The 24,991-nt window shown below is 61.8% G+C and carries 28 protein-coding genes; 11 read left to right on the top strand and 17 right to left on the bottom strand.

Features of this window, described 5'->3' with window-relative positions:
* Positions 1-313 precede the first annotated feature (313 nt).
* Positions 314-1,165: a LysR family transcriptional regulator gene (locus DLM46_RS24615; protein WP_115104816.1), complete on the bottom strand. Its 852-nt coding sequence runs from the start codon at positions 1,163-1,165 to the stop codon at positions 314-316.
* Between the two features lie 101 nt (positions 1,166-1,266).
* Here DLM46_RS24615 and DLM46_RS24610 point away from each other — a divergent pair, with 101 nt between their 5' ends.
* Together DLM46_RS24610 and DLM46_RS24605 are read left to right on the top strand one after the other, a co-directional pair.
* Positions 1,267-1,650, top strand: a complete 384-nt coding sequence (locus DLM46_RS24610; RefSeq protein ID WP_115104813.1) for a tautomerase family protein — start codon at positions 1,267-1,269, stop codon at positions 1,648-1,650.
* Between the two features lie 89 nt (positions 1,651-1,739).
* Positions 1,740-2,576: a TOBE domain-containing protein gene (locus DLM46_RS24605; RefSeq protein ID WP_115104811.1), complete on the top strand. Its 837-nt coding sequence runs from the start codon at positions 1,740-1,742 to the stop codon at positions 2,574-2,576.
* Positions 2,577-2,598: 22 nt separating this feature from the next.
* On the opposite strand, the gene DLM46_RS24600 is transcribed toward DLM46_RS24605, so the two are convergent.
* The 4 genes from DLM46_RS24600 to DLM46_RS24585 all read right to left on the bottom strand — a co-directional run bounded on the left by DLM46_RS24600 (position 2,599) and on the right by DLM46_RS24585 (position 5,667).
* The gene (locus tag DLM46_RS24600; RefSeq protein ID WP_115104809.1) at positions 2,599-3,300 is read right to left on the bottom strand and encodes an ATP-binding cassette domain-containing protein; all 702 of its coding nucleotides are present in this window, start codon (positions 3,298-3,300) and stop codon (positions 2,599-2,601) included.
* A 1-nt stretch (position 3,301) separates the two neighbouring features.
* Positions 3,302-3,976, bottom strand: a complete 675-nt coding sequence (gene modB / locus DLM46_RS24595; protein WP_115104806.1) for a molybdate ABC transporter permease subunit — start codon at positions 3,974-3,976, stop codon at positions 3,302-3,304.
* Between the two features lie 75 nt (positions 3,977-4,051).
* Positions 4,052-4,825 carry a molybdate ABC transporter substrate-binding protein gene (gene modA / locus DLM46_RS24590; protein WP_115104804.1) on the bottom strand — a complete coding sequence of 258 codons (774 nt, stop codon included), beginning with the start codon at positions 4,823-4,825 and terminating at the stop codon, positions 4,052-4,054.
* 140 nt (positions 4,826-4,965) lie between these two features.
* Entirely contained in the window at positions 4,966-5,667 is a 702-nt protein-coding gene (locus tag DLM46_RS24585; protein WP_115104984.1) for a phosphatase PAP2 family protein, read from the bottom strand.
* 376 nt (positions 5,668-6,043) lie between these two features.
* Between DLM46_RS24585 and DLM46_RS24580 the strand changes: the two genes are divergently transcribed.
* Both DLM46_RS24580 and DLM46_RS24575 read left to right on the top strand, forming a co-directional pair.
* Positions 6,044-7,240: an extracellular catalytic domain type 1 short-chain-length polyhydroxyalkanoate depolymerase gene (locus DLM46_RS24580; RefSeq protein WP_115104801.1), complete on the top strand. Its 1,197-nt coding sequence runs from the start codon at positions 6,044-6,046 to the stop codon at positions 7,238-7,240.
* Between the two features lie 107 nt (positions 7,241-7,347).
* Positions 7,348-7,524 (top strand): DUF3563 family protein, encoded by a 177-nt coding sequence (locus tag DLM46_RS24575; RefSeq protein ID WP_115104799.1) that lies wholly within the window; start codon positions 7,348-7,350, stop codon positions 7,522-7,524.
* Positions 7,525-7,740: 216 nt separating this feature from the next.
* On the opposite strand, the gene DLM46_RS40490 is transcribed toward DLM46_RS24575, so the two are convergent.
* The 6 genes from DLM46_RS40490 to DLM46_RS24540 all read right to left on the bottom strand — a co-directional run bounded on the left by DLM46_RS40490 (position 7,741) and on the right by DLM46_RS24540 (position 11,621).
* The gene (locus DLM46_RS40490; RefSeq protein ID WP_341868598.1) at positions 7,741-7,872 is read right to left on the bottom strand and encodes an FAD-binding domain-containing protein; all 132 of its coding nucleotides are present in this window, start codon (positions 7,870-7,872) and stop codon (positions 7,741-7,743) included.
* A gap of 128 nt (positions 7,873-8,000) precedes the next feature.
* Positions 8,001-8,420, bottom strand: coding sequence for an organic hydroperoxide resistance protein (locus tag DLM46_RS24560; RefSeq protein ID WP_115104797.1), 420 nt, complete (start codon positions 8,418-8,420; stop codon positions 8,001-8,003).
* 168 nt (positions 8,421-8,588) lie between these two features.
* On the bottom strand, positions 8,589-9,041 hold the full coding sequence (locus tag DLM46_RS24555; RefSeq protein ID WP_115104795.1) for a MarR family winged helix-turn-helix transcriptional regulator: 453 nt from the start codon (positions 9,039-9,041) through the stop codon (positions 8,589-8,591).
* A gap of 147 nt (positions 9,042-9,188) precedes the next feature.
* Positions 9,189-9,995, bottom strand: coding sequence for a BPSS1780 family membrane protein (locus tag DLM46_RS24550; RefSeq protein ID WP_115104792.1), 807 nt, complete (start codon positions 9,993-9,995; stop codon positions 9,189-9,191).
* Positions 9,986-10,981 (bottom strand): homoserine kinase, encoded by a 996-nt coding sequence (locus DLM46_RS24545; protein WP_115104790.1) that lies wholly within the window; start codon positions 10,979-10,981, stop codon positions 9,986-9,988. Before DLM46_RS24545 ends, DLM46_RS24550 begins: the two co-directional genes overlap by 10 nt.
* A gap of 244 nt (positions 10,982-11,225) precedes the next feature.
* On the bottom strand, positions 11,226-11,621 hold the full coding sequence (locus DLM46_RS24540; protein WP_115104788.1) for a hypothetical protein: 396 nt from the start codon (positions 11,619-11,621) through the stop codon (positions 11,226-11,228).
* Positions 11,622-11,821: 200 nt separating this feature from the next.
* Here DLM46_RS24540 and DLM46_RS24535 point away from each other — a divergent pair, with 200 nt between their 5' ends.
* Positions 11,822-13,348: an AMP nucleosidase gene (locus DLM46_RS24535; RefSeq protein WP_115104982.1), complete on the top strand. Its 1,527-nt coding sequence runs from the start codon at positions 11,822-11,824 to the stop codon at positions 13,346-13,348.
* 55 nt (positions 13,349-13,403) lie between these two features.
* On the opposite strand, the gene DLM46_RS40485 is transcribed toward DLM46_RS24535, so the two are convergent.
* Together DLM46_RS40485 and DLM46_RS41145 are read right to left on the bottom strand one after the other, a co-directional pair.
* Positions 13,404-13,682, bottom strand: a complete 279-nt coding sequence (locus DLM46_RS40485) for a site-specific integrase (RefSeq protein WP_133300371.1) — start codon at positions 13,680-13,682, stop codon at positions 13,404-13,406.
* Entirely contained in the window at positions 13,679-14,014 is a 336-nt protein-coding gene (locus DLM46_RS41145) for a hypothetical protein (protein WP_341868597.1), read from the bottom strand. Before DLM46_RS41145 ends, DLM46_RS40485 begins: the two co-directional genes overlap by 4 nt.
* Before the next feature lie 282 nt (positions 14,015-14,296).
* Between DLM46_RS41145 and DLM46_RS39125 the strand changes: the two genes are divergently transcribed.
* Both DLM46_RS39125 and DLM46_RS24520 read left to right on the top strand, forming a co-directional pair.
* Positions 14,297-14,779, top strand: a complete 483-nt coding sequence (locus tag DLM46_RS39125; RefSeq protein ID WP_133300370.1) for a hypothetical protein — start codon at positions 14,297-14,299, stop codon at positions 14,777-14,779.
* Position 14,780: 1 nt separating this feature from the next.
* On the top strand, positions 14,781-15,539 hold the full coding sequence (locus DLM46_RS24520) for a hypothetical protein (protein WP_115104781.1): 759 nt from the start codon (positions 14,781-14,783) through the stop codon (positions 15,537-15,539).
* Positions 15,540-16,051: 512 nt separating this feature from the next.
* On the opposite strand, the gene DLM46_RS24510 is transcribed toward DLM46_RS24520, so the two are convergent.
* The 3 genes from DLM46_RS24510 to DLM46_RS24500 all read right to left on the bottom strand — a co-directional run bounded on the left by DLM46_RS24510 (position 16,052) and on the right by DLM46_RS24500 (position 17,959).
* Complete coding sequence (locus tag DLM46_RS24510; RefSeq protein ID WP_115104777.1) at positions 16,052-16,510, bottom strand: hypothetical protein; 459 nt, start codon at positions 16,508-16,510, stop codon at positions 16,052-16,054.
* A 352-nt stretch (positions 16,511-16,862) separates the two neighbouring features.
* Positions 16,863-17,393: a chromate transporter gene (locus DLM46_RS24505; RefSeq protein ID WP_115104774.1), complete on the bottom strand. Its 531-nt coding sequence runs from the start codon at positions 17,391-17,393 to the stop codon at positions 16,863-16,865.
* Positions 17,390-17,959: a chromate transporter gene (locus DLM46_RS24500; RefSeq protein ID WP_115104980.1), complete on the bottom strand. Its 570-nt coding sequence runs from the start codon at positions 17,957-17,959 to the stop codon at positions 17,390-17,392. The genes DLM46_RS24505 and DLM46_RS24500 overlap by 4 nt, the downstream gene beginning before the upstream one ends.
* A 97-nt stretch (positions 17,960-18,056) precedes the next feature.
* On the opposite strand from DLM46_RS24500, the gene DLM46_RS24495 reads away from it, so the two are divergent.
* On the top strand, positions 18,057-18,974 hold the full coding sequence (locus DLM46_RS24495; RefSeq protein ID WP_115104772.1) for a transcriptional regulator GcvA: 918 nt from the start codon (positions 18,057-18,059) through the stop codon (positions 18,972-18,974).
* 53 nt (positions 18,975-19,027) lie between these two features.
* On the opposite strand, the gene DLM46_RS24490 is transcribed toward DLM46_RS24495, so the two are convergent.
* On the bottom strand, positions 19,028-19,771 hold the full coding sequence (locus DLM46_RS24490) for an LOG family protein (RefSeq protein WP_115104769.1): 744 nt from the start codon (positions 19,769-19,771) through the stop codon (positions 19,028-19,030).
* Position 19,772: 1 nt separating this feature from the next.
* Here DLM46_RS24490 and polA point away from each other — a divergent pair, with 1 nt between their 5' ends.
* From polA to DLM46_RS24475, 3 genes are all read left to right on the top strand, one after another.
* The gene (polA, locus tag DLM46_RS24485) at positions 19,773-22,514 is read left to right on the top strand and encodes a DNA polymerase I (RefSeq protein WP_115104767.1); all 2,742 of its coding nucleotides are present in this window, start codon (positions 19,773-19,775) and stop codon (positions 22,512-22,514) included.
* Positions 22,515-22,672: 158 nt separating this feature from the next.
* Positions 22,673-24,013 (top strand): NAD(P)/FAD-dependent oxidoreductase, encoded by a 1,341-nt coding sequence (locus DLM46_RS24480; RefSeq protein ID WP_115104764.1) that lies wholly within the window; start codon positions 22,673-22,675, stop codon positions 24,011-24,013.
* An 80-nt stretch (positions 24,014-24,093) separates the two neighbouring features.
* Complete coding sequence (locus tag DLM46_RS24475; protein WP_115104762.1) at positions 24,094-24,966, top strand: dienelactone hydrolase family protein; 873 nt, start codon at positions 24,094-24,096, stop codon at positions 24,964-24,966.
* Positions 24,967-24,991 lie beyond the last annotated feature (25 nt).

Below are 24,991 nucleotides of genomic sequence, written 5' to 3'. Positions count from 1 at the left end.
GGCGGACCCAGCACCGCGCGGCCGAGTTCGACGATACGCGCCGACAGCTTTTCGAGGCGCTGTCGGTTTCGATGACCGAGCACTTGCGTCTGGCGTGCGTCTGGTTTTGCCGCTCGGCGGACCCAGCACCGCGCGGCCGAGTTCGACGATACGCGCCGACAGCTTTTCGAGGCACCGCCGGCTTCGATGACCGTGCGGACGGCGGCGGTTTGTCGGCGGGCGAGGTCCACTTGGCTACCGTGAAATGACGAGCTCCTGGATTAAGCAAAAAGCCGCTGGCCTTTACCGCTGATTCAGGTCGGGCGATGGTTTGTCATTGCGTTGCCAACCCATTCGCCACTAACCGCAGCGTCTCCATCGACCGTTTCTCGCGAACCCGCGAATGCAGCGTGACGCGCGATTCCGGCAGCGGCGGCAATCCCAGCCGCGCGCCGACGTCGACCAAACCACGCGGCGCCACTCTGCGCGCCAGCGGCGACACCGCGAGACTGGCCGCGACCGCTGCCCCGACGGCGGCCACGCCCCCGCCGACGAACACTTCCTGCCACGCAATTCCCGCCTCGTTCAGCGTTTGCAGCGCCACTGTGCGCACGTTGCACGGTGCGCTCAGCAACGCCAGTTGCAGCGGCTCGCCGACGCGCAGCAACCACTCCGGCGTAGCAAGCCAGCCAAGCGGCTCGCTGAAAAGCGCCTGTGCGTCGTCGCGCGGAGGCTCGTCGGCGCCGTAGCGGACGATCACGGCATCGAGCCGCCGTTCGTCGAATTGCGCAAGCAGCGCGGCGGACATGCCCAGATGCAATTCGATCACCAGACCCGGATCGTGCGCATTGAGCGTGGCAAGCAACGTCGGCAGATTCGGGCCGGCGACGTGCTCGCTCAGCCCCAACACCAGCCGCCGGCGCTCCACCGACAACGAACCGAGCGCCCGCTCATGCGCGTTCAGCAGATCGCGCGCCGCGCCGAGAAAGGCGTTGCCGTCGGCGGACAGGCGCACAACGCGCGGCGTGCGCTCCACCAATTGCTTGCCCAGATGCGCTTCCAGCCGCTTGAGCTTCAGGCTGACGGCCGACTGCGTGGTGTCGAGCGCATCGGCGGCGCGCGTAAAGCTGTGCAGATCGGCGACCAGCACGAAGGCCCGCACAGCGTCGAGATCGAGGACTTTCATTTCAGATGAAAATAGATGAAATTGATATCAATGTATTTTAATTATGACTGGTTACGCCTAAGCTGTGTTTACCCATTCACCTGCCAACAGGGAGTTTCATCATGCCGCTCACACGAATCGCATTGCGCGCCGGCAAGCCGGCGCAATACCGGAAGGCGCTCACGGACAGCATCCAGCGTTCGCTGGTGGACACCTTCAACGTGCCGAAGGACGACATCTTCATGCTGATCACCGAGCACGAGGCCGGCAATTTCGTGTACGACCCGCAGTATCTGAACGTCGAGCGCAGCGACGATCTCGTGCTGATTCAGATCACGCTGAACAACACCCGCACGCTCGAGCAGAAAAAGGCGCTGTATAAGCGCATGGCGGATGAGCTGGCGGAGTCGCCCGGGCTGCGACGGGAGGACGTGTTCATCAATCTCGTCGAGGTGCTGAAGGAGAATTGGTCGTTCGGTAACGGGATTGCGCAGTACGCGCTTTGAGCCTGCCCGCAGTGCCGCGCCGGTGGCCGCGGAAGCTTGCGTCGCTATAATCATTGACTGCCCGCTCCTCTCATCGACCCCGCGCCGCCATGACATCCGATCACCCCGACTCGTCTCACGAACCGCTCGAACTCGGCGGCTCGGTCTGGTTCCGGGCCGGCGCGCAAACGCTCGGCGGCGCGTCGCGAATCGCGCTGCTCGCGGCGATTCGCGAAACGGGTTCGATCACCGGCGCGGCGAAAGCCGTGGGCATGAGCTACAAAGGCGCGTGGGACGCCGTCGATGCGATGAACAACCTGGCCGGCGAGCCGCTCGTCGTGCGTTCGACCGGCGGCAAAGGCGGTGGCGGCACGACGCTCACGCCACGCGCCGTGAAGCTGATCGACACGTTTCGCGCGGTCGAACGCGAGCACCGGCGTTTTCTGGAGCGCGCGGGCGCGGCGATCGAAGGTTTCGCGACGGATTGGGATCTGATCGGGCGTATCGGCGTGAAAACCAGTGCGCGCAACCAGTTGTACGGCACGGTTTCGAGCATCGAGCGTGGCACGGTCAATGACGAAGTGTCGCTGGCGCTGCCCGGTGGTCACACGATCGTATCCGTTCTGACGCATGAAAGCACCGAGACGCTGGGGCTCGCGCAAGGCTCGGCGGCGTTCGCGTTGATCAAGGCTTCGTGGGTGGTGCTGCTCGTCGAGGACGCTGATGGGGCGCCGCTGAAACTGTCGGCGCGCAATCAGCTGCGCGGCACGGTGCAGAGCGTGAAACGCGGCGCGGTCAATGCGGAGGTGTCGTTGACGCTCGAAGGCGGCACCGTGATAACGGCCGTCGTGACGAACGAAAGCGTCGACACGCTCGGCCTTGAAGAAGGCGGCGCCGCGATTGCCGCCTTCAAGGCGTCGAGCGTGATTCTCGGCGTGAAAGACTGAAAGCGGGACTGAAGGCACCCGCTTACGGCACGCTGCGCGCGTAGCCGGTGAACGGCTGATTCTCGCGCACGCAGCCGTCGCTGACCTGCACGACCTGATCGCCGAAGGCGGCGACGTCGTCGGGATCGTGCGTGATCAGCACCATCGGAATGTCCAGACGCGTTTGCAGGTCCGACAACTCGCGCCGCATGCGCTGACGCAAAGCACTATCGAGTGCGGAAAACGGTTCGTCGAGCAACAGCAGCCGGGGCTGCGCGACCAACGCGCGCGCCAACGCCACCCGCTGCTTTTGTCCGCCTGACAGCTGTACGGGATGATTGCCCGCCACGCTTTTCAGGTCAAGCGCGTCGAGCCAGTAGTCGACTTGCGGATGCGCGACCCGCGCGCGCGGATTGAACCAGCCCGGCTGCAAACCGAAGCCGATGTTCTGCCGCACGTTCAGATGCGGAAATAGCGCGTAGTCCTGAAACAGATACGCGATCTTGCGCGCCTGCGGTTTCAGATCGACGCCGCGCGCGCTGTCGAACAAGGTTTTGCCATGCAGCGTGATCGCGCCTTCGTCCGGGCGCAGCAAACCGGCAATAGCCTGCAAGGTCAGGCTTTTTCCCGCGCCGGACGGTCCGAACAGCACCACCCGCTGCGTGCTCGCCTGAAACGAAACGTCGAGCGTAAAGCTGCGCTCGGCGCTCTTGAAGGTCTTGCGGATATCGACGGCGAGCGGCATATCAGCGCGACGCCAAAAGCGTGTGCTGCGGCACCAGACGGCCCGCGAGCAACAGGATCACAACGCACGCCACCGACGTGACGAGCACGAGGAAATTGGCGGTGCTGTCGTCGCCGGCCTGCACGGCTGAATAGACTGCGACCGAGAGCGTCTGCGTGCGTCCCGGCAAGTTGCCCGCAATCATCAGCGTTGCGCCGAATTCGCCGAGCGCCCGGGCGAAAGCCAGCAAGCCGCCGGCCAGAATGCCGCGTGCGGCGAGCGGCAGCGTCACGCGAAAGAAGATCGCCGTCTCGCTGACGCCGAGCGTGCGCGCGGCCCGTTCGAGTTGCGGATCGACGGCTTCGAAGGCGGCGCGCGCCGATTTCAGCACCAGCGGGAACGCCACCACCGTCGAGGCGATCACCGCGCCTTGCCAGGTGAACACCAACTGGATATCGAGCCGGTCGAGCCAGGCGCCGACCACACCGCGCCGTCCGAGCAACACGAGCAGGTAGTAGCCGAGCACCGTGGGCGGCATCACGAGCGGCAGCATCAGCAGCGAATCGATCACGTCGCGCGCGCCCGAACGCCAGCGCGACAAGCCGAAGCCGGCGGCGACGCCGAACACCAGATTGAGCGCGGTGGCCCAGCCCGCCACTTTCAGCGACAGCAAGAGCGGAATCCAGGCCTGTTGCATGAGCGTATGAAAGATCTTTAGTGAAGCGAGTTAATGGGGCTAATCAAGGCTGAGACTGATCAATGCGGAGGTTGATCAATGCGCCGGCTTGAAGCCGTACTTCGCGAGCACCGCCTGGCCGGCCGGCGACAGCACGAAACTGATGAAAGCTTGCGCGTCCGCCGCATGACGGCTGCCTTCGACCTGCGCGATCGGGTAGCTGATCGGCGTTTGCGTCGGCACGTTCAGCGCGACTTTGACCTTGTCCGGCATGACGGCGGCGTCGGTACCGAATACGAAGCCGGCATCGACTTCGCCGCGCGACACATAGTCGAGGCTCTGGCGCACGTTCGCCGCCAACACGGCTTTGGCGCTGACGGCGTTCCAGACGCCGGCGGCCTGCAACGCGCCTTGCGCGTAGCGGCCGATCGGCACGGATGCCGGATCGCCGTAAGCGACCCGCTTCACATTCGCCGCCGCCAGATCGCTCAGTGCGGCGGGCGCGAAACGGCTGTCGGACGGGACGATCAGCACCAGCGAATTGGCGGCGAAATCCTTGCGGCTTGCTTGCACGATGACTTTTTCGATCGCGGCCTTGTCCATCGCCTTCTGATCGGCGGACGCGAACACGTCGGCGGGCGCGCCTTTGGCAATCTGCTGCATCAGCGCGTCGGACGCGCCGAAGTTCAATAGCACCTTGGTGCCCGGATGCTGCTGTTCAAAGACCTCGCTGACCGCCTTGAACGCGTTGGTCAGGCTGGCGGCGGCCGAGACGATCAGTTCGTCGGCGTGTGCGTTGGCGCTGACGGCAACGGAGACGGCGCTTGCAATGTACAGCGCGTGTTTCAGAAAGCGGCGGGACAGTGTCATGAAGGTTCGAAGGTCCGGCGTGAGCTGGAACGGCGGCGGGTTAAAACGCTATCGTAATATATGGAAGGTTATAACGGTGACCCATGACGATTATTCAACCCGGCGCATGACGCCGCCAGCGAACCTGAGGGGAGAGTGTGTCAGACGTCGGATGAGCGCGGCGGCTCAAGCGTATTGAGGGTTGGCGAGAGCGGTGCCGCGGCGGGGCGGTTGTCACGCGTGGCCTTCCAGCGTGCGCGGATGAACGGCCTCTCGTGACCGGAAACCTTCAGTGCAATGTGCGTGACCCAGCGCTGAGTGGGCACGTGCACACCGTGCATCAGCACTGCGAGAACCATCAGACTCGCGGCGACGGGCGGCGCCGAAAGCCGACCCGGCTCGGCGCGCCACGCCATGCGCACGAAGACGAGCGCGGCCAGCGCGCCGACCAGGCAGCCGGTGATCGCTTCGGACGGCGAGTGAGCGCTCAGCACGACCCGCGACAGACCGACCGCGGCGCCCGCGGCGAGGCCAAGCAGCACGCCGATCAGACGAATTGCCGGCCGCGTCGGCAACAGCATGAGGAACAGCGCGACCGGGTACACGGCAGTGGACAACATCGCATGACCGCTGACGCCGGTGAAATCCAGTTCGCGCACGCCGACACCCCAGCCGAGGAACGCCAGCTTTGTGACGGTCACGACGGCGATGGCAGCGCCGAGCAACAACAACCAGCCCGCCGCCATCCTCCACGTGTATCCGACCGCCAACCAAAGCGCGATGGCGAGCGCGATCGGCAGCGTCATGCCGGCGCCGCCGACGCTGGTGATCAAATACCACAGGTGAGACGGTAAACCGGGCATGGCAAAAAGCGCGGCCAGGGCCGCGTCGAATCGGGTTGGTAATGATTTAACGCGCGAACAGCGCGATTCGCCGACGAGACAATCACCGACGAGACAAAGGTATCGCATGCCCGTCAGGTTACCCGCCAGTATAGACGGGCGCTGCCGCGTAGATTTAACGTGCGCGGCGGTTTTGTCGTCGATGGCCGGCTTGTCAACCGAGCTTTGACGCGGTTTGACGCCGACCCGGCGATAAGGTTCGGCGAGTGGAAATTTTCGGTAGTGGGCAGGAAGCGACGCTTCCAGCATTGCATGAGGATTGGTGTTATTGTGCATTGCACAACAAAGCGTCGTTCCACCGAACGGCCCCTGCCCCTTTTTGCGAGGTTTCCCGCCGATGGCAAAAAGTCTATCGAAAATCTGGCTACGCGGTCTCAAACGGCTGCTCGCGATTCAGACCGAGCACGCTCACAAAACCACCAAGCGCACCACCACGCGTTCTGCACGGCCCGCCACCGCGAAGCCGTCGACCAAGGTCCGTCCGCTCACACCGGCGGCTGCGGTGCGCGCACCCACGAAACGCGAGGCGCCGCGCGCCGTCGCCCGGGAGTCGCGCGTCCGTCCGCGGGCGTCGGCTTGGGCGAGCGGTTCGTGGACCCGCTCTTTTCACTCGGCGCCTGCGATGCCCGGGCGGCTCGTCAATCATCTCCAATATGGGCTGTACATTCCGTCCGGCCGTGCGCTCGAAGCCATGCCGCTGGTGGTGATGCTGCACGGCTGCACGCAATCGATCGATGAATTCGCCGAAGGCACGCGCATGAATGTGCTGGCCGACCGGTTCGGCTTTGCGGTGGTGTATCCGGAGCAGTCGAAACATGTGCATTCGCACCGCTGCTGGCACTGGTACGACTCTGGCGAAAGCGCCGGCGGCGCCGAGGCGCGCGCCGTGGTGTCGCTGGTGGATGCACTCGTCATGCAACATGGGTTCGACGGCGAACGGGTGTACGTCGCCGGGATATCCGCTGGCGCGGGTCTGACGGGGCTGCTGGCGGTCAACCATCCGGAGCATTTTGCGGCAGTCGCACTGCATTCCGGTCCGGCTTTGGGCGAGGCTCACTCCGGCATTACGGCGATGGACGTGATGCGGCGTGGCGCGCGTCATGAACCGGCCGAGTTGGTCGATGAAATTGTCAATGTGGCGGAGTACCCCGGCATGCCGGCGATCGTCATTCACGGCGACGCCGATCACGTGGTCGCGCCTGTCAATGCGGACCAACTGGCGGTGCAATTTCTCCGGCTGAACCGGATCGTCGACGAAAACGGCGCGCGCAAATCCGGCGAAGTGCGCGAAGAGCGCAAAGGCGGCGTGGTGACGCGCGACTATCTGCGCGGCGGCCGGCGCCTGGTGCGGCTGTGCCGCGTGCAAGGGCTCGCACACGCGTGGAGCGGCGGTGACGACGCGGTGCCGTTTCACTCGTCCAAAGGGCCGGATGCGAGCACGTTGGTGTGGGAGTTCTTCAGGAACCAGCGCCGCACGGGCGCCGGCCGTATCGCGGAAAGTGCCGTCAGTGCGGCCTCAGCCGGCGAAAGGTGACACAGGAACAACACTTCGAAAAGAAGATTGGCACATTCCTAGGGTTTTCCCTATAATAGGGGTTATCCCTTAGGCGTTAACGCCTAAATTCATAGTCGAGGTTGACCATGTACCTGCTGAGCCGCCTGTTCCTGTTTCTGACCAAATCGCCCGATCAGCTTGCGAAAGAACGTGCTGACGCATTTCTCGCCGAAGCTACGGATCTGTACGATCTCGAATTCCGCATGCGCAAGCTGGATCGCGAGGCGAACATCCGCCAACCGGCGTGGATGAGCCAGCACTAAGCTGTTGCTGTTCGGGTGAGGCGCCCAAGCTGTCATGAACTCTCAGGCAGCCGGATTCGATTGTCACAACGCGTGATTCAACACCGCGGCGAACGCCACCCAAGCCACATCGGGCATCAATAAGCCGCCTGCCCAGCGGTGCCGTCGCCGAACACGAACATCGCGCGACGAGCAATGCCAGCGGCCCCGCGATATCGGCCAATGCAATGCCGACGGTTACGTGCCGAAGCGAGCCAGTGTGTGCTGCCGCGCTTGCGCATGGTCGACGATCGGCGCGAGATAATTCTTGCTCAGCACCACGACGCAATCGGCGAGCTCTTCAGCGCTTGCCAGCCACGGCGCGTGAATTCACTTAGGCTGCAGTTTCGCCAGCCGTAAGAAAGCACAACGCCCGCGCCTGTTTTGCGAGGAGCAGGCGCTGACCGTTGCGGCGCGGTTTTGTCGCGCCACCACCGCTATACATACAGGTCGTACGCTCACACAATTTGCAAACGCACTGCGACGTTGTCGCGCGTGGCGTTCGAGTACGGGCAAACGTGATGCGCGGCGTCGACCAGTTCCTTAGCCGCCTCCGCGGCGAGACCCGGCAGCGAGATGAGCAGATCGATATCGAGCGCGAAGCCGCCGTTGTCGTTCGGGCCGATGCCCACTTCCGCCTTGACTTGCGTGTCCGCCGGCAAAGCCTGCTTGTGCTGGCCGGCGACGAACTTCATCGCGCTCAGGAAACAGGCCGAATAGCCGGCGGCAAAGAGTTGTTCCGGGTTCGTGCCCACCGTGCCGTTGCCGCCTAGTTCGCGCGGCGCGGCCAGCTTCACGTCCAGCACATTGTCCGACGACACTGCACGGCCGTCACGGCCACCGGTGCTGGTTGCGCTTGCTTTGTAGAGTACGTTCATTTTGCTGCTCCTCAATCTGGGTTGTCAGGATCTGCATGTGTGCCGCTGCTTGCTCACCGTTCCGGCTCATCGCTATCGAAGCGGCATGCGATAAAGATAGTACACAAATGATTTGTGTACAAATGAATTTGCGAATCGAATCGATAGCGTGCTTTTGCAGCAGGCTGGCTAGTGGTCCATGTAATCGTTGAGGGTGGTGCGCAGGCGCGTCAGGTCGTCGCGCAGACAAAGCAGGAATTCGGGTGTCTGCTGGGTCGCGCAGAAGATTTCCGCCGGCACTTCCCGCGCCTGGCGCTTCAGTGCCGTGCCGGCTTTGGTCAGCCGGATGTAGACGAGGCGCTCATCTTCGACTCCGCGCACCCGTTGCAGATAGCCTTGCGTCTCGAGGCGCTTGAGCAGCGGTGTGACCGTCGCCGAGTCGAGATTCAGACGCGCGGCGATGTCCTTGACCGTGATGTCGTCGGTTTCCCATAGCACCAGCATCGCCAGATATTGCGGGTACGTGAGGTCGAGCTTGTCGAGCAGCGGCTTGTACGCTTTCGTCATCGCGAGCGAGGTCGAATAGAGTGCGAAGCAGAGTTGCTCGTCGAGCGTGGAGGGCAAAGCGGGGCGCTGGGTCATGGTGCATCTCGTCTGAAATAGCGTGCAAATCGATTGCGCGCAAACTATTGTGCCGCAAATCGCATCGCGTTGACGAGTGGAGTCGAGAAGCCGGCGAAGCGGCGCGTGAGCGCTCGATCAGCGCTCCGCGCCCGCGCGCCAAAATACTCAAGCCGCCGGGGTGGTCGGCAGGTCCGGCGTTTCGGGCGTTTGCACGCCGAAGCAGCCGCGATAGGTTGCGTAGAACGAGCAATACAGCATGGTCGTGACGATCATCGTGGCGGGCATCAGGATCGCGAATGCGAAGTCGCCGGCGCCCAGCGCCTGCATCAGCGCCGACAAACCGATTGACACCGTCATGGCCACCGCGAACCACAGCGCGCCGAACACAATGAACGCGCCGCGATTGCGCCAGCAACTGACGAGGCTGAAGAACATCGCTTTGACCGGCGGAATGTCGTGCCACGCAATGAGCGTCGGCGAGAACCAGAAAATCATTGCCACCGGAATGTAGAGCACGAATGCGGTGACCACCGCGAGCGGAATATTGCTGTTCGCGAACGCCTCCTGATCCATTGCCACGCCGCCGAGCATCACCTTCAGCAGCATGCCGCCGTCAGCCAGCGCCGAGCCGGCGAGCACCAACGCCATCGCGACGACATACAGCACGCCGAGCGCCAGCAGGCGTTTGGCGACCACGGCGCCATACGAGTGAAAGCCGTCCACCAGAATGGTCGGAAACACCGGTTTGCCGGCGATCGTATTGCGGCACGCCGCCATGAAGCCGACCGCGACGCCCGGAATGAACACCAGCGGCAGCACCCCGCCGATCACCGGAATCTGCGCCACCAGCGTCATGACCAGCAGGTAGGTGAAGAACAGCGTCAGAAACGCGAGCGGGTTCTTGCGGAACAGCCAGATACCCTGCCGGAACCATACATAGCCGGTTTTCGCGGGGACTTCGATCAGTTGCATGAGGTATGAATGCCAGGAAGTGCAACGCCGGACAGGCGTTCGCGCAGAATGCGCTCGAAATGGCCGGGGTCGTGCGGTTTGAGCAGCTCGGCCGCGCGCGGCAAATGAAAATCATACAGGCGCGAGACCCAGAATCGGTACGCGCCCGCACGCAGCATGTCGCCCCAATGGCTGTTTTCTTCGGCGGTGAAGGGGCGCACGGTCTGGTAGGCGCGCAGCATGGCTTCGGTGCGCGCATCGTCGAGCTTGCCGGTGGCGAGGTCGACGCACCAGTCGTTGACCGTTACAGCGACGTCGAACAGCCATTTGTCGCAGCCGGCGAAATAGAAGTCGAAGAAACCGCCCAGGCGCACCTCATGGCCGGTCTCGGGTGCGGCGTGCGCGAACAGCGCGTTGTCGCGGAACAGGTCGGCGTGGCACGGGCCTTCGGGCAGCGCGGCGTAATCGGCCGAAGCGAAGAAAGCTTCCTGATAGGCGAGTTCAGATGACAGCAACTCGCGTTGCGCGCCGTCCAGAAACGGCAGGATGGTCGGCACGGTTTCCTGCCACCACGGCAGGCTGCGCAGATTCGGCTGATAGCGTGCGTAATCGCGGCCCGCCAGATGCATGCGCGCGAGCATTTGCCCGACTTCGATGCAGTGTTCGACGTCCGGCGCCAACTCGGGCGCGCCTTCGAGCTTGGTCACGATCGCGGCGGGTTTGCCATGCAGCGTGCCGAACAGCGTGCCGTCTTCGCGCGGCATCGGGTCCGGCACCGGCACGCGGTGCGCGGCCAGATGCTGCATCAGATCGAGATAGAACGGAAGTTGTTCGGCCGTCAGCTTTTCGAAAATCGTGAGGACGTATTCGCCGCGCGTCGTCGTCAGAAAGAAGTTGCTGTTCTCAATACCGGACGGGATGCCGCGAAATTCGACGACTTCGCCGAGATCGTAATGGCGCATCCATTCTGCTAGTTGGGGTTCGGTGACAGCGGTGAAGACAGCCATGCGGGAAACGTCGGATCAGGTTGGTCGGGCTGGCGCGTTGCGGCCAGTGCGAGGTGTGGCAGGTGCGGTGTCAAAAAGCGCTGCCGAAGCGCGCTAAGTCTGGGCGGCAAGTCGGCGCTGCAACTCAGCGCCGGAGCTAAGCGCCGCATCTCGGCAATCTGGCTGAAAGCCCCAAGGGCAACGCTCCGCAGACCGCGCAGAGCAGGAGGGCGGCGGCTTACGCCAGGCCGCCGCTCCGGTGTTGTCAATAGCTCAGATTCACCGACGGCAAACGTGTGCTTGCGCGGCCGTTGTCGCGCACGGTGGGCGACGTGTCGAGCGGCGCACTCATCTGATAGTGCGTGCCGAGGTTCGAGTGCACGTTGATTTCAACCGGCTTGCCTTTGTCGCGGTATTCGGTGATTTCGGTGCCGTTGGCGCTGCGTTCGTGGAAGCTCGGCGTGCGCGGTACGTTGATTTCGACCTTGGAGCTGACTTGCGCGGCCGGCCGGTTGATCGCCTTCAGGTCCGGCAGGCCGGCCCGTTCGTTGGCGGACTGCGGTTGATCCGGGGGCGGCGTGGCGTCGACGGGCTGGGCAGCCATCGCGGCGCTGCCGAAGGCGAGGGCCAGCGCAACGGCGATGGGAAGGAACGGCTTCATGGTGACTCTCCAATATGGTGCCCCGATTCTAGCAAATCCAGCCTTGCCTACGGGCGCGATCGCCTTATTTTGCGCCGCTTTCGCGCGGCGTGCCCGCAATCGCGCGGTCATTGCCGCCGCGGGCGCCACCCGCGCTGCACGGTCATTTTGCGAGCGCGGGTTCCGTGGTAATGTCGTCTCGTTAATAGAGGCGAATGACGATGAACAACGATACCAATCAACGCGCGGTGCAGACTCCCGCCAACAGCTTCCCAACCGAATCCTTCGACGACGCCACCGAGGCCGTCACTCGCCTGTCCGCCATCTACGAAGCGAACACTTCGTATCTGCGCGACGCCTTCGCGCGCTACCGCCGCAACGAATTGTTCGATCGCCGGGTGCGCGCCTGCTACCCGTTCGTCAGAGTGTGCACCGAGGTCAACACGCATATCGACTCGCGCCGCTCGTACGGATTCGTCGCGGGTCCGGGCGTGTTCGAGACGACCGTGACGCGGCCGGACCTGTTCGGCAACTACTACCGCGAGCAATTGCGCCTGTTGGCGAAGAACCATCACGTGCAGATCGACGTGGGGGTGTCCGATCAACCGATCCCGATTCATTTCGCGTTCGCCGAAGGCATTCACCTCGAAGGCGATCTGGATCGCGAACGTCTGTTCCTGATGCGCGATGTGTTCGACACGCCGGACCTCGCGCTGCTGGACGACCGCATCGTCAACGGCACGTATGAGCCGCTGCCGGGCGAGCCGCATCCGTTGGCGCTCTTCACGGCGGCGCGCGTGGATTTTTCGCTGCATCGGCTGAAGCACTACACAGCGACGTCGCCCACGCATTGCCAGAACTACGTGCTGTACACGAACTACCAGTTTTATATCGACGAGTTCGTCAAACTCGGTCGCACGATGATGGCCCATACCGACGACGAAGCACTGCGCGCCTACCGCAGCGAATACACGTCGTTCGTCGAACCGGGCGACGTGGTCACGTACAACGAGAATCTCGGTGAGCAGGCGCAGGAAGGCACGGCGCCGCCGCGTCTGCCGCAGATGCCCGCGTATCACCTGAAGCGCGCGGACGGCAGCGGCATCACGATGATCAACATCGGCGTCGGGCCGTCGAACGCGAAGACGATTACCGATCACATCGCGGTACTGCGTCCGCACGCATGGATCATGCTGGGTCACTGCGCCGGTCTGCGCAACACGCAGCGTCTGGGCGACTACGTGCTGGCGCACGGCTACGTGCGCGAGGACCACGTGCTCGACGCGGATCTGCCGCTGTGGGTGCCGATTCCGGCGCTTGCCGAAGTGCAGGTGGCGTTGGAGCGCGCGGTCGCACAGGTCACGCAACTGGATGGCGTCGAGTTGAAACGCGTGATGCGTACGGGCACGGTGGCGAGTGTGGATAACCGCAACTGGGAGTTGCGCGATCATCGCGAGCCGGTGCAGCGGCTGTCGCAGAGCCGTGCGGTCGCACTCGATATGGAAAGCGCGACGATTGCGGCGAACGGCTTCCGTTTCCGCGTGCCTTACGGCACCTTACTCTGCGTATCGGACAAGCCCTTGCATGGGGAGTTGAAGCTGCCCGGCATGGCCGATCAGTTCTATCGCGCGCAGGTCGATCAGCATTTGCAGATCGGCGTGAAGGCGATGGAGTTGCTACGGATGAACGGGCTGCATCGGTTGCATAGCCGCAAGCTGCGCAGCTTTGCGGAAGTGGCGTTTCAGTAGCAAAGGATTATCCGGTGGACCTTTGCGGGCTCCGCCGGACTGCTGACTGTCTAACTTAAGTGCCGGTGTCTAACTTGCCCGCCCCAACACGCTGCAGCGATACCGGCGCAACGCGCTCCACTTCACGCGCCTTCGTGTAGTGGGCGGTCATCTGCGCAGTGGTATGTCCAGCCAGCGCCTGCGCGGCCTCGACGCCTTCGAGGCGGCGTATTTTCAGTTCTGCGCTTGTGTTGGTATCGCGCTTGAGCAGATTCAATGTGATACGGCACAGCATTGCGACGTTCCGCGCCGTATTCTCGATTTTCACACGGCACCGGTTTTCGCCAAAGATCATGTCGAGTACCCAGTGCATGCTGTTTTCGACGCCCTGAAGGAAATCCCATTGGAGGATCGAGCAACTCCGGAATTGCCGTGATCATGTTGCTTTTGTTTGCGATGCACACCTGTCTCAGTACCACGCCCAAGCCACTGCCGTAGGCCGACACCAGGTGGAGCGCAAGCTGATCGCTGCGATGGGCGTCGCGCACTGTCTTGCCGTCGAGGGTCACCACCTGATCGGCCAACGCCGGGAACAGATGCGCACTCCAGCTTCGCTTCGCCGCATGTCTGGATCTCCACCCAGCTATTGGCGCTCGACAGAATTGCACGCAGCGCCACCACCAGCATCTCCGTCAGATCATGAGCAGGCATGCGGCTGCGCGGATCGCGCAAATCTCCAAACGCCTCCCCGATACCGAACACGCCTTCTTGCATCGATTTTTCTTGGCCACAAAAGCCAGAGCACGCGCGCCTTCAACAAAGCTTACAAGGTGCTCTTCACCATCTGTAACGCTTCATGCAATCGCCCTGGATATCCTCCGCAATAACCGTCATTTTTCGGAATTATCCGATGTCAATCACATCGTCGGTAACGATACATTTTAAATGTAGTGAAAACTACATTCATAAATGATGACATCTACCAAACTAAATAAAAACACGATGACTACTAGACGATTATTTTTGCGAACAAGTGCATTGTCTCTTTTCGGTATCACGTCTCAAATCGCAAAGGCGACTCCCACATCCCCCCAGATTACAGCCACTTCGCTGCGCGGATATGCGTTAACAAACGGCGCGACTGCATTGAGGCGCGACGACGGGGCATGGGTATTCTGGGTGCGCATCATAAATTTTGAAGACCCGAATAGTGATATTGCAGCGAGTCTTCAGGTGGCGACAGATAGAGAGTTCTCGCAGATTATTGATGTCCTGCCTGTCATTCTCGCAAAGACGAGATCATTTATCGCCCAGACGGTGTACATGCCAAAAAAAGGTAATACACAGCTCTATTATCGCTATGTTGTCGGGTCGAGTCCGTCTACCGCACCATCCGTCAGTTCTTCAGTGAATTCAATTGCCCCCTGGAATACAGAGTCAAAGGCTGAATAAAATGGCAAAAGTGGAAATGGTGTTGCAATTCATCGAAAACGGCTCGAATTCGATGACTACTTATCAGGCGTTTGTGTCCGCGGCAAATAGCCCACATGACTCGCTGTCAGTTATTCAGAATGGCACCAACGTCGTTGCAACGATATCAAATGTCGCTCCGATGATGCAGCCAGTACGTATCATGACAAACGGATTAGCCGCAACGTCCGCATTAATACGAATTGTGACAGATTGGAAGGACTCGAACAAAAAGGTCCAGACAGGAGACGTGCTGACCGTTATAAGTGCGGCCGGAACGATCGCTGTTACGCTGCTTGTTTGGGCGGAAATTGGCCCGGGTGCCGCAGCAGTAGTCGGTGGACTCGTCCTGGCTGCCGACCTGCAATCCTCCTTTCAGCCGTATATAAAATCTACAAAAATATGGCTGGGTAACTATATGTCAAGATTGCTGCAAGTCTCGAACCCCCCATCGGTTGCTAGTGCATCGCTTTATTGGTCAAGTCTCGGAGCTGGTAGTGGAGACATGCTTGCCTCATACAACGAAATATTGACGCAAAAAGGGTTGTTCTTTTGCCTGAGTGACAAGGGTACTGTTTCAGGTGGCGGCTTGTTTCCTATGGGGACCCCCGTTCCAGGTAGCTTCACGCAAGTCAACGAGGATCAATACAAGGAAAACTACTGCCGATATCTGAGCGTTAAGCAGGGTTGGAGCGATATTGTTAGTGGGATGGATTATTGCAAGAACGTAAAATTCAGGTAGCTATGATAGCAATGCCGCGTTGTATTCGGGCTTCACTTATTGGATTCTTTCTCGCCTTCCTGTGCGAGGCTTGGGTGGAAATCGCCTTACTTCAATCCGGCTCTCTGCCGTGGGAAGGCTGTCTGGCCGTATTCGCAAGTCTTGTGGCCAATCCCCTGGCTCTTGTGTATGCGATAAAGAGAAAGAGATGGGCTTACGACCTGCTTAAGTGGATCGCAGCCGTTATGATTTTATGGACTATATTCGGCCACTCATATTTGCAGGAATTGGGGTTGTGGGCCATCGCGCTAATTACCCTTTGTGTGTGGCTCCGACTCGGCGCGCTGCTTATATTGCGGCGAAAGGCGGTGAAAGATTGGATCGAAGCGACTACTGCCGGCGACGGTCTGCAGTGGCGTAGATGAATGACGAATAAGCGGCCTTCCTCTTCTGCCATCACTTACCGCATTGCGCGGTAGGTGGTGGCAGAGATTTTTCCTACAGGATGCCCGTGACTTTGAAAGTACCCAAGCTTAGGGTTTCAGCAACCTGTAGACCCTCGCCGACCTCCGCCAGGAGAATAGCGACCAGGCGTTCATCGCTACGATTCCGATAGTCCAAACTACGACGCGGGCACTGGCGTTGCCGCCGTGAGCTTCGTTTATCAACTTAAGGGAAAGCAGGGCTGATATCAAGATACCAGCCACAAACAACCAGAAGGACATCTCGGGTGAATCGACACCGCAAATCTCGCCCGTGGCGTGATTTAACCATCCCACCAGTGTTTGCCAGTTATCCGTATCGCGCAGTACTGCCGTCACGACCATGCCGTTTTCAAGTCGAGGCGCGCCGCGGATTTGTACAGCGTACTGACGTTTGCCTGCAACTGTAACGTTAAAGGCTGTTCCTACTGTTCTCGTGCCACTTCTGTCTTTCTGGATGACTATTCCGCCGAAGTTTTCGAGCGTGACGGTAGTGACATGGTAGGTCATGGGCAGATGGCGCAGTAGCTGAGTCTATAAGCATAGCTGTGCTCCCTAATCCCAAGGCACTGACCTTACGATTTTTTGGCATTACGTTGCGTTTGGTCAATGCGTTTCTCGATCTGCTGTGTTTGCAGGAGTTCTGTGCGCCAGGCACTTCATCACGTCACGCTGGTGACGCGTCGAGTTGCGGGTTGCATTCCGCAGGTCAGCGACCTACCTATTCCGTCTCCTGGCGCGGTGAGCTGCTGCCTGTTTCTGTGAGCGGCTAGACCGCAGGTGATTAGCATCCTTCAGTCTCTGCTGGAATCCGAAAGAGCCTTGCTTACCAAAGCAATCTGTCGGGTCCCCCCAGGGGGGGTCAGAATTGCCCGAAGCCCGTCAGCCCGATCAAGCTTCCGGCCGCCAGCAGCCACAGTGGATGAATGCGCGTTTTCAACGCCAGCACGGCGGTAAAAGCGGTAATCGCCCACGCAATCGCCGTCGGATCCGACGCTTCGGCGATCAAGGCCGCGCTCGCCGCGACGATGCCGGCGGTCACCGGCACCAGTCCGGCCTGCGCATAGCGCCGCCACGGACGGTCCTTGAACCGGTCCCACGCATGCAGCGCGAGAATCGTCACGATCGACGACGGCCCGAACTTCGCGACCGAACTCACCAGCATCCCGGCCCAGCCCGCCACATGCCAGCCGACCAGCGTCACGATCATCAGATTCGGCCCCGGCGCGGCCTGCGCGAGCGCGAACAGCGCGCTGAATTCGCTGGCCGGCATCCAGTGATGCACGTCCACCACCTGACGCTGCATCTCCGGAAGAATCGTATTGCCGCCGCCGAATGCGATCAGCGACAGCTGACTGAAAATGATGGCGAGTGAAATGAGCGTATCGGTCATCGTGCGGCCCTCGACGCCAGGTAGATGCTGAGCGGCGTGAGCACCAGCATCGTCGGTAGAAGGGGCAGGCGCATGATGGCGATGGCGATGAACCCGAGCGCCGCGATCAGCGCCGCCATCGGCTTATCCCGCAACGGCAGCAGGATCTTCAGGGCCATCGAAACCAGCAGACCGGCCGCCGCTGCGGCGAGACCGGCGAACAGGTGCCGGACATGCGGATCGTCTTGCGTGTGCTCGTACAGCACGCCAAGGCCGATCACCACCAGCGACGGCCCGGCAATCAAACCCAGCAAGCCAGCGAGCGCGCCGGGCAAGCCGCGAAAGCGCATCCCGATCGCTACCGAGAGATTGATCACATTGCCGCCCGGCAAGAACTGGCACAGGCCGAGAAGGTCTGTGAATTCGGCGGCAGTCAGCCAACCGCGCCGTTCGACCACCGCGCGCCGCGCGAGCGGCAGCGCACCGCCGAACGAGATCAGCCCAAGGCCGAGAAAGCCGCCGAAGATTTCCCGCAGCGTCGGCGCGGGCGCCTGTGCGGGTTCGGACGAAGTGAGATTGTGGTCCATAGCGCTAGCCTTCCAGTTCAAGTTCAGGAGGTTAGCGCCGAACCATCGGCGCACAAAACGATTTTTGAGCGCGCGCTTGTGATCTAGAATCACAAGCATGGCCCGTAACCTTCCTCCGTTTCCCGCGCTGCGCGCCTTCGAGGCCGCTGCACGGCATGAAAGCTTCAGCGCGGCGGCGAACGAATTGCATGTGACGCACGGTGCAATCAGCAGGCAAGTTGCCACGTTCGAAGCATGGCTCGGCGTGCAGGTTTTTCATCGCCGCGGCAAGCGTGTGCGTCTGACCGACGACGGCCGCCGCTATCTGGCGACCGTGCAGGCGGCGTTCGACAGCATCGCGCTCGCCACCGACCAATTGCGCGACACGGGCGTCGTCCGTGTGCTGCGGGTGAACGCGTTGCCCACCTTCGCCATGAAATGGCTGCTGCCGCGTCTGAATCAGTTCCAGCGAAAGGCGCCCAACGTTGAGCTGCGCTTATCGACCTCGAACGCGCCGGTCGAAATGCTGGACAGTTTCGACGTTGCCGTGCGGCGCGGGCCGGCCCACTGGCCGAACTGCGTGAGCGGCCATTTTCTCGCCGAGAGCGAGATTCCGGTGTGCAGTCCCGGGTTGTTGCAACGCTCGCCGATCAATGTCGCCGACGATCTCGCGCGCCACGTGCTGCTGCACTCGGACACGCGGCCCGAAGCGTGGAGCAATTGGTTGTCGACGGCAGGCGTGACGGCGAAATGCCGGAAGAAGCAATCGTTCGACCACTTCTATCTGGCATTGCAGGCTGCGGTGGACGGGCTCGGCGTGGCGCTCGGTCCGTTGCCGTTGCTCGCGGACGAACTGGCATCGGGACGGCTCGTGGTGCCGCTGGCGGGTCCGCGTATCGATGCACGCGGCTATTGGTGGATCGCAAGACGCGAGGTGGCAGAGGCGCCGTTGGTGGCGCAGTTCTGCGAATGGCTGCAAGCGCAAGGCGATCAGGCCGATGAAACGGAAACGGGCGGCGTGGACGCCGCCCGTTAGCTCGCATCGACCTGTGTCGACCCGTATCGCGCTATTTCACGCGGTACGGGAGATCACAGATAGAACATCCGGTCTTCGTCCGATTTGGCCGGATGCGGCTCGGCTTCTTCGCGGTCTTCGTAGAACTTCAACACCGCTTCGAGCACCTGGTCCGGATCGTCGATCACCTGCATCAAGTCCATGTCCGTCGGATTGATCAGGCCCATCGGCGTGAGCGAGTTCCGGAACCATGCAAGCAGACCTTCCCAGAACTCGGCGCCGACCAGAATGATCGGCACGTGGCGCGATTTCTTGGTTTGAATCAGCGTAAGGACTTCGGCCAGTTCATCCAGCGTGCCGAAGCCGCCCGGCATCACGATCACCGCGTCCGAGTTCTTCACGAACGTGACCTTGCGCGTGAAGAAATGGCGGAAGCGCAATGAGATGTCTTGCCACTGATTGCCCGATTGCTCGTGCGGCAGTTCGATGTTCAAACCCACCGACGGCGCCTTGCCCCCATGTGCGCCCTTGTTGGCCGCCTCCATGATGCCGGGGCCGCCGCCGGAGATTACCGCGAAGCCGGCGTCCGACAGCTTGCGCGCGATTTGCGTGGCCAGTTTGTAGTACGGCGAGTTCGGTTTCAGGCGCGCTGAACCATAGATGCTGACAGCGGGGCGAATCTCCGAGAGGTACTCGGTCGCCTCGATAAACTCTGCCATAATCGTGAACATCTGCCACGATGCGCGGGCCTTCTTAGCCGTTGCGCGCTCTTGATCTGCGAGTGATCGCAGACTCGGAATCACTTTTCTCTTAGTCATAATGCCTGAAGAACGAAGCCTGGAAGGTAAGACCCTGCTATTGGTGGACGGTTCGAGTTATCTGTACCGGGCCTACCATGCGATGCCCGATCTGCGCGGACCCGAGGGTGGCCCGACGGGTGCGCTCTACGGGATGATCAACATGCTGCGGCGCATGCGCAAGGAAGTCACAGCAGAGTATAGCGCGTGCGTGTTTGACGCCAAGGGCAAAACGTTTCGCGACGACTGGTATCCCGACTATAAGGCGAATCGTCCTTCAATGCCGGACGACCTCTCGCGTCAGATCGAACCGATCCATGTCGCCGTGCGCGCGCTCGGCTGGCCGTTGCTGATGATCGACGGCGTGGAAGCCGATGACGTGATCGGCACGCTCAGCACCGCGGCTGAAAAACGCGGCATGAACGTGATCGTGTCGACTGGGGACAAGGATCTGGCTCAGCTCGTAACGGATCGTGTCACCCTCATCAATACGATGACCGACGAAACGCTCGACCGCGCTGGCGTGCTCGCCAAATTCGGCGTGCCGCCGGAGCGCATCATCGACTACCTGTCGCTGATCGGCGATACCGTCGACAACGTGCCAGGCGTCGAGAAGTGCGGGCCGAAGACGGCGATCAAATGGCTCACGCAATACGATTCGCTCGATGGCATCGTCGCACATGCGGACGAGATCAAAGGTGCGGTAGGCGACAATCTGCGCCGTGCGCTCGATTTTCTGCCGATGGCGAGAAAACTCGTCACCGTCGAGCGCAATTGCGATCTGACCGGCCATATCGCGTCGATCGAGGAAGGCCTGGAGAGCCGTCCGGAGTCGCGCGAGGAACTGCGCGACGTGTTCACGCGCTACGGCTTCAAGACCTGGCTGCGCGAAGTGGAAACCGCGGACGCTGTGGAAGGACCTGAGACCGACGTGCCGCCGGCGCTCACGGTGGACGAACAACGTCACTACGACACCGTGCAGACGTGGGAACAGTTCGACGCGTGGCTCGAGAAGATCAACGCGGCCGAACTGACCGCCTTCGACACGGAAACCACGTCGCTCGATCCGATGACAGCGCAAATCGTCGGCTTGTCGGTCTCGGTCGAAGCCGGGCGTGCGGCTTATGTGCCGCTCGCGCATCGCGGGCCGGACGCCCCCCTGCAACTGCCGCGCGACGAAGTGCTCGCGAAGCTCAAGCCGTGGCTGGAGAGCGATGAGCACAAGAAAGTCGGCCAGCATGTGAAGTACGACGAACAGGTTCTGGCGAACTACGGCATCGAAATGCGCGGCATCGAACACGATACGCTGCTGCAATCGTACGTGCTCGAATCGCATCGCACGCACGATATGGACAGCCTCGCGCTGCGCCATCTCGGCGTCAAGACCATCAAGTACGAGGAAGTGGCGGGCAAGGGCGCGCAACAGATCGGCTTCGACGAAGTGGCGTTGGACAAGGCCGCGGAATACGCAGCGGAAGACGCCGATATCACGTTGCGTCTGCATCGGGCGTTGTATCCGCAAGTGGCCGCGGAGAAGACGCTCGACTACGTCTATCGCAACATCGAGGTGCCGACTTCGCGCGTATTGCGCAAGATGGAGCGCGCCGGCGTACTGATCGACGCGGCGAAACTGCGTCAGCAAAGCAGCGAAATCGCCGCGCGTCTGATTCAGCTCGAAAGCGAAGCCTACGTGCTGGCAGGCGGCGAATTCAATCTGGGTTCGCCGAAGCAGATCGGTCAGATTTTTTTCGAGAAGCTCGAATTGCCGGTGGTCAAGAAGACCCCGAGCGGCGCGCCGTCCACCGACGAAGAAGTGCTGCAAAAGCTTGCCGAAGATTATCCGTTGCCGAAGATCCTGCTCGAACATCGCGGTTTGTCGAAGCTGAAGTCCACCTATACGGACAAGCTGCCACGCATGGTCAACGCCGAAACCGGCCGCGTGCATACGAACTATGCGCAGGCGGTGGCGGTGACAGGCCGTCTGGCGTCGAACGATCCGAACTTGCAGAACATTCCTGTACGCACCGGCGAAGGCCGCCGGATTCGCGAGGCGTTCATTGCGCCGCCGGGCCATAAGCTCGTCTCCGCGGACTACTCGCAGATCGAGTTGCGCATCATGGCGCACATCTCCGGCGACGAATCGTTGCTGCGCGCGTTTTCGCGAGGCGAAGACATTCACCGCGCCACGGCCGCGGAAATTTTCAGCGTGACGCCGCTCGAAGTCTCGAGCGATCAGCGGCGCGTGGCCAAGGTGATCAACTTCGGCTTGATCTACGGGATGAGCTCGTTCGGCCTCGCGTCGAACCTCGGCATTACGCGCGATGCCGCCAAGCTCTACATCGACCGCTACTTCGCGCGCTATCCGGGTGTTGCGCGTTATATGGACGAAACGCGTCTGAGCGCGAAGGCCAAGGGCTATGTGGAAACCGTGTTCGGCCGCCGCCTGTGGCTGCCGGAGATCAACGGCGGCAACGGTCCGCGCCGGCAGGCCGCCGAGCGCGCCGCAATCAATGCGCCGATGCAAGGCACGGCAGCCGACCTGATCAAACTGTCGATGATTGCGGTTCAGAAGTGGCTCGAGGAATCGAAGGTCGGCACGCGCATGATCATGCAGGTGCACGACGAACTGATTCTCGAGGTACCTGACAGCGAATTGTCCGAGGTACGCAAGCGCTTGCCGGAGCTCATGTGCGGTGTGGCCGCGCTGAAGGTGCCGCTGGTCGCCGAGGTCGGTGCCGGCTTGAACTGGGAAGAAGCGCATTGACGTGCGTGTGACGGAACGCGATATCGTCGTGCGCATGTCACACATGCGTTTTGACGGCTTGTGACAACCCGTGCTGCTCGTGGACAATCGCTGACAGGCGGCGCGCTTTTCATGCGCGCCGCCTCGACGCACAACCATCGGCAAACACGGAGAGTTCAATGCATCGTTTTATCGTCGTTGGCGGGGGCGCAGGGGGGCTGGAGCTGGCGACGCGCTTAGGCGACCGCTATAAGAACAAGGGCGGTCCGCGGGCGCAGGTAACGCTCGTCGATCGCTATCCGACCCATATCTGGAAGCCGCTGTTGCATGAAGTCGCGGCCGGCAGTATGGACCCGTTCACGCAGGAACTCGAATACGCGGCGCAAGCGCGCTGGCATGGCTTCGAGTTTCAACAGGGCGAGCTGACCGGTCTCGACCGGACGAACAGGCGTTTGACGCTCGGCACCGTGCTCGACGACGACGGCGCAGAGTTGCTGCCGGTGCGCGAGCTCGAATACGACACGCTGATCATCGCCATCGGCAGCACGACGGCGTTCTTTGGTGTGAAGGGTGCGCCTGAGTTTTCCCTGGCGCTCGACACGGTCGGTCAGGCTGAGCGCTTCCGCAAACGGCTGATCGCGGCGTGCATGCGGGCCGAGCATCAGGTGCATGAACCCGTCGAGTCGGGATCCGGCACGCCACTTTCCACCGAGCCGCGCATCCAGGTGGCGATCGTCGGTGGTGGTGCGACGGGCGTCGAACTCTCCGCTGAGTTGCGCAATACGGCGCAGGTGTTGTCCGCATACGGCCTGCATAAGCTCGATCCGCGGCACGACGTCGGCATCGTGCTGATCGAAGCGGGGCCGCGCATTTTGCCGGCCTTGCAGGAGCGCGTGTCGACGGCCACCGCCGAATTGCTCACCAAGCTCGGCGTGAAGCTGATGATCGGCGAGACGGTGGCGGAAGTCGCGCCCGGCCTCATCCGCACCGCGAGCGGTAAAACGGTGCGTGCCGATCTGACCGTGTGGGCGGCGGGCATCAAGGCGCCCGCTGTGCTGAGCCAGCTCGACGGCCTGCCGGTCAATCGCCTCGGGCAGCTCATCGTACGCCGCACGCTCCAAACCGAAATCGACGACAACATCTTCGCGCTCGGCGATTGCGCGGCGTGTCCATGGCCCGGCAACGAGCGCAACGTGCCGCCGCGTGCGCAAGCCGCTCACCAGCAGGCGAGCTTCCTGATGAAGGCGCTCGCGGCCCGGCTCGAGGACAAGCCGCTGCCGGAATTCACCTATCGCGACTTCGGTTCGCTGGTGTCGCTCGGACATTTCAGCGCGGTGGGCAATCTGATGGGCGGCGTAATCGGCGGCAGTATGCTGATTGAGGGGTTGTTCGCGCGCTTCATGTACATGTCGCTTTACCGGCTGCATATCGCCGCGCTGCACGGCTATGCGCGGATGGTGCTCGACACCTTCGCGCACTGGCTGCGCCGCACCACGCTGCCGCGGGTCAAGCTGCACTGAGGGGCTGGACGGTTGCATCTGCAACGGGATGCGTATGAAGCGTATCCTGTTGCCTTCACCGTTTATCCGAGGAGCGCCGCATGCTGAAACCCGATGTCGACAGCCTGGTCCCGCACGTTCCGTTCAATCGACGCACCTTCATCAAGGCCGCGCTCGGCAGCGGTTTCGCCGCGGCCGTGCTGCCGGTGTCGGCGCAAACCATTCATACCGATAGCGAAGGCCTCGAAGCCGGCGAGGTCGGCGTGCGCTCGGGCGATACGCTGGTGCCCGCCTATCGCGCGCAGCCGAAGGGCAAGACGCATTTGCCGGTGATCATCGTTATCCATGAAGCGTTCGGCGTGCATGAGCACATTGCCGACGTCTGCCGGCGCTTTGCCAAGTTGGGTTATCTCGCAATCGCGCCGGACCTGTTTGTCCGCCAGGGTGATCCGTCGGTGTACCCGACCATCCAGCAGCTCATTGCGGAAATTCTCGAAAAGGTGCCGGACGAGCAGGCGCTGGCCGATCTCGACGCGACCGTTGCATGGGCCGGCGAGCATGGAGGCGATCTGAATAGGCTCGGTGTGAATGGCTTCTGCTGGGGCGGCCGGATTGCGTGGTTGTATGCCGAGCACAATCCGCGGCCGAAGGCGGCTGTGGCCTGGTACGGGCCTGTCACGGGCGCGAAGAACGCAATGACGCCGGCCAATCCCCTCGATCAGGTATCGGAGCTGCATACACCGGTGCTAGGTCTATACGGGCGCCAGGATCAAAGCATTCCGCAGGACACGCTGGAGCAGATGAAGCAGGCCATCGCCCAAGGTCCGCAAGCGGGACGCGGTTCGCAATTCGTCGTGTATGACGATGCAGGTCACGCGTTTTTCGCGGACTACCGGCCGAGTTACAAAAAGGCCGATGCCGAAGATGGCTGGCGCCGCGCGTTGATGTGGTTCAAGCAGCATGGCGTCGCGTGAAGGCGCGCGCCTGCTCGCCCCGGTT

Origin of the sequence: Paraburkholderia lacunae, from assembly GCF_003353175.1 — a bacterium.
GTDB classification, from domain to species: Bacteria; Pseudomonadota; Gammaproteobacteria; order Burkholderiales; family Burkholderiaceae; genus Paraburkholderia; species Paraburkholderia lacunae.
The sequence above is the reverse complement of the archived record's forward strand: the minus strand, read 5'-3'. Positions and strand labels throughout refer to the sequence as shown.

What these genes read in the sequence shown, in the direction of transcription:
- DLM46_RS24615 (WP_115104816.1), bottom strand. Translation starts at nt 1,165, where the DNA reads ATGAAAGTCCTCGATCTCGACGCTGTGCGGGCCTTCGTGCTGGTCGCC.
- DLM46_RS24610 (WP_115104813.1), top strand. Translation starts at nt 1,267, where the DNA reads ATGCCGCTCACACGAATCGCATTGCGCGCCGGCAAGCCGGCGCAATAC.
- DLM46_RS24605 (WP_115104811.1), top strand. Translation starts at nt 1,740, where the DNA reads ATGACATCCGATCACCCCGACTCGTCTCACGAACCGCTCGAACTCGGC.
- DLM46_RS24600 (WP_115104809.1), bottom strand. Translation starts at nt 3,300, where the DNA reads ATGCCGCTCGCCGTCGATATCCGCAAGACCTTCAAGAGCGCCGAGCGC.
- modB (WP_115104806.1), bottom strand. Translation starts at nt 3,976, where the DNA reads ATGCAACAGGCCTGGATTCCGCTCTTGCTGTCGCTGAAAGTGGCGGGC.
- modA (WP_115104804.1), bottom strand. Translation starts at nt 4,825, where the DNA reads ATGACACTGTCCCGCCGCTTTCTGAAACACGCGCTGTACATTGCAAGC.
- DLM46_RS24585 (WP_115104984.1), bottom strand. Translation starts at nt 5,667, where the DNA reads ATGCCCGGTTTACCGTCTCACCTGTGGTATTTGATCACCAGCGTCGGC.
- DLM46_RS24580 (WP_115104801.1), top strand. Translation starts at nt 6,044, where the DNA reads ATGGCAAAAAGTCTATCGAAAATCTGGCTACGCGGTCTCAAACGGCTG.
- DLM46_RS24575 (WP_115104799.1), top strand. Translation starts at nt 7,348, where the DNA reads ATGTACCTGCTGAGCCGCCTGTTCCTGTTTCTGACCAAATCGCCCGAT.
- DLM46_RS24560 (WP_115104797.1), bottom strand. Translation starts at nt 8,420, where the DNA reads ATGAACGTACTCTACAAAGCAAGCGCAACCAGCACCGGTGGCCGTGAC.
- DLM46_RS24555 (WP_115104795.1), bottom strand. Translation starts at nt 9,041, where the DNA reads ATGACCCAGCGCCCCGCTTTGCCCTCCACGCTCGACGAGCAACTCTGC.
- DLM46_RS24550 (WP_115104792.1), bottom strand. Translation starts at nt 9,995, where the DNA reads ATGCAACTGATCGAAGTCCCCGCGAAAACCGGCTATGTATGGTTCCGG.
- DLM46_RS24545 (WP_115104790.1), bottom strand. Translation starts at nt 10,981, where the DNA reads ATGGCTGTCTTCACCGCTGTCACCGAACCCCAACTAGCAGAATGGATG.
- DLM46_RS24540 (WP_115104788.1), bottom strand. Translation starts at nt 11,621, where the DNA reads ATGAAGCCGTTCCTTCCCATCGCCGTTGCGCTGGCCCTCGCCTTCGGC.
- DLM46_RS24535 (WP_115104982.1), top strand. Translation starts at nt 11,822, where the DNA reads ATGAACAACGATACCAATCAACGCGCGGTGCAGACTCCCGCCAACAGC.
- DLM46_RS40485 (WP_133300371.1), bottom strand. Translation starts at nt 13,682, where the DNA reads ATGATCTTTGGCGAAAACCGGTGCCGTGTGAAAATCGAGAATACGGCG.
- DLM46_RS41145 (WP_341868597.1), bottom strand. Translation starts at nt 14,014, where the DNA reads ATGCTGGTGGTGGCGCTGCGTGCAATTCTGTCGAGCGCCAATAGCTGG.
- DLM46_RS39125 (WP_133300370.1), top strand. Translation starts at nt 14,297, where the DNA reads ATGATGACATCTACCAAACTAAATAAAAACACGATGACTACTAGACGA.
- DLM46_RS24520 (WP_115104781.1), top strand. Translation starts at nt 14,781, where the DNA reads ATGGCAAAAGTGGAAATGGTGTTGCAATTCATCGAAAACGGCTCGAAT.
- DLM46_RS24510 (WP_115104777.1), bottom strand. Translation starts at nt 16,510, where the DNA reads ATGACCTACCATGTCACTACCGTCACGCTCGAAAACTTCGGCGGAATA.
- DLM46_RS24505 (WP_115104774.1), bottom strand. Translation starts at nt 17,393, where the DNA reads ATGACCGATACGCTCATTTCACTCGCCATCATTTTCAGTCAGCTGTCG.
- DLM46_RS24500 (WP_115104980.1), bottom strand. Translation starts at nt 17,959, where the DNA reads ATGGACCACAATCTCACTTCGTCCGAACCCGCACAGGCGCCCGCGCCG.
- DLM46_RS24495 (WP_115104772.1), top strand. Translation starts at nt 18,057, where the DNA reads ATGGCCCGTAACCTTCCTCCGTTTCCCGCGCTGCGCGCCTTCGAGGCC.
- DLM46_RS24490 (WP_115104769.1), bottom strand. Translation starts at nt 19,771, where the DNA reads ATGACTAAGAGAAAAGTGATTCCGAGTCTGCGATCACTCGCAGATCAA.
- polA (WP_115104767.1), top strand. Translation starts at nt 19,773, where the DNA reads ATGCCTGAAGAACGAAGCCTGGAAGGTAAGACCCTGCTATTGGTGGAC.
- DLM46_RS24480 (WP_115104764.1), top strand. Translation starts at nt 22,673, where the DNA reads ATGCATCGTTTTATCGTCGTTGGCGGGGGCGCAGGGGGGCTGGAGCTG.
- DLM46_RS24475 (WP_115104762.1), top strand. Translation starts at nt 24,094, where the DNA reads ATGCTGAAACCCGATGTCGACAGCCTGGTCCCGCACGTTCCGTTCAAT.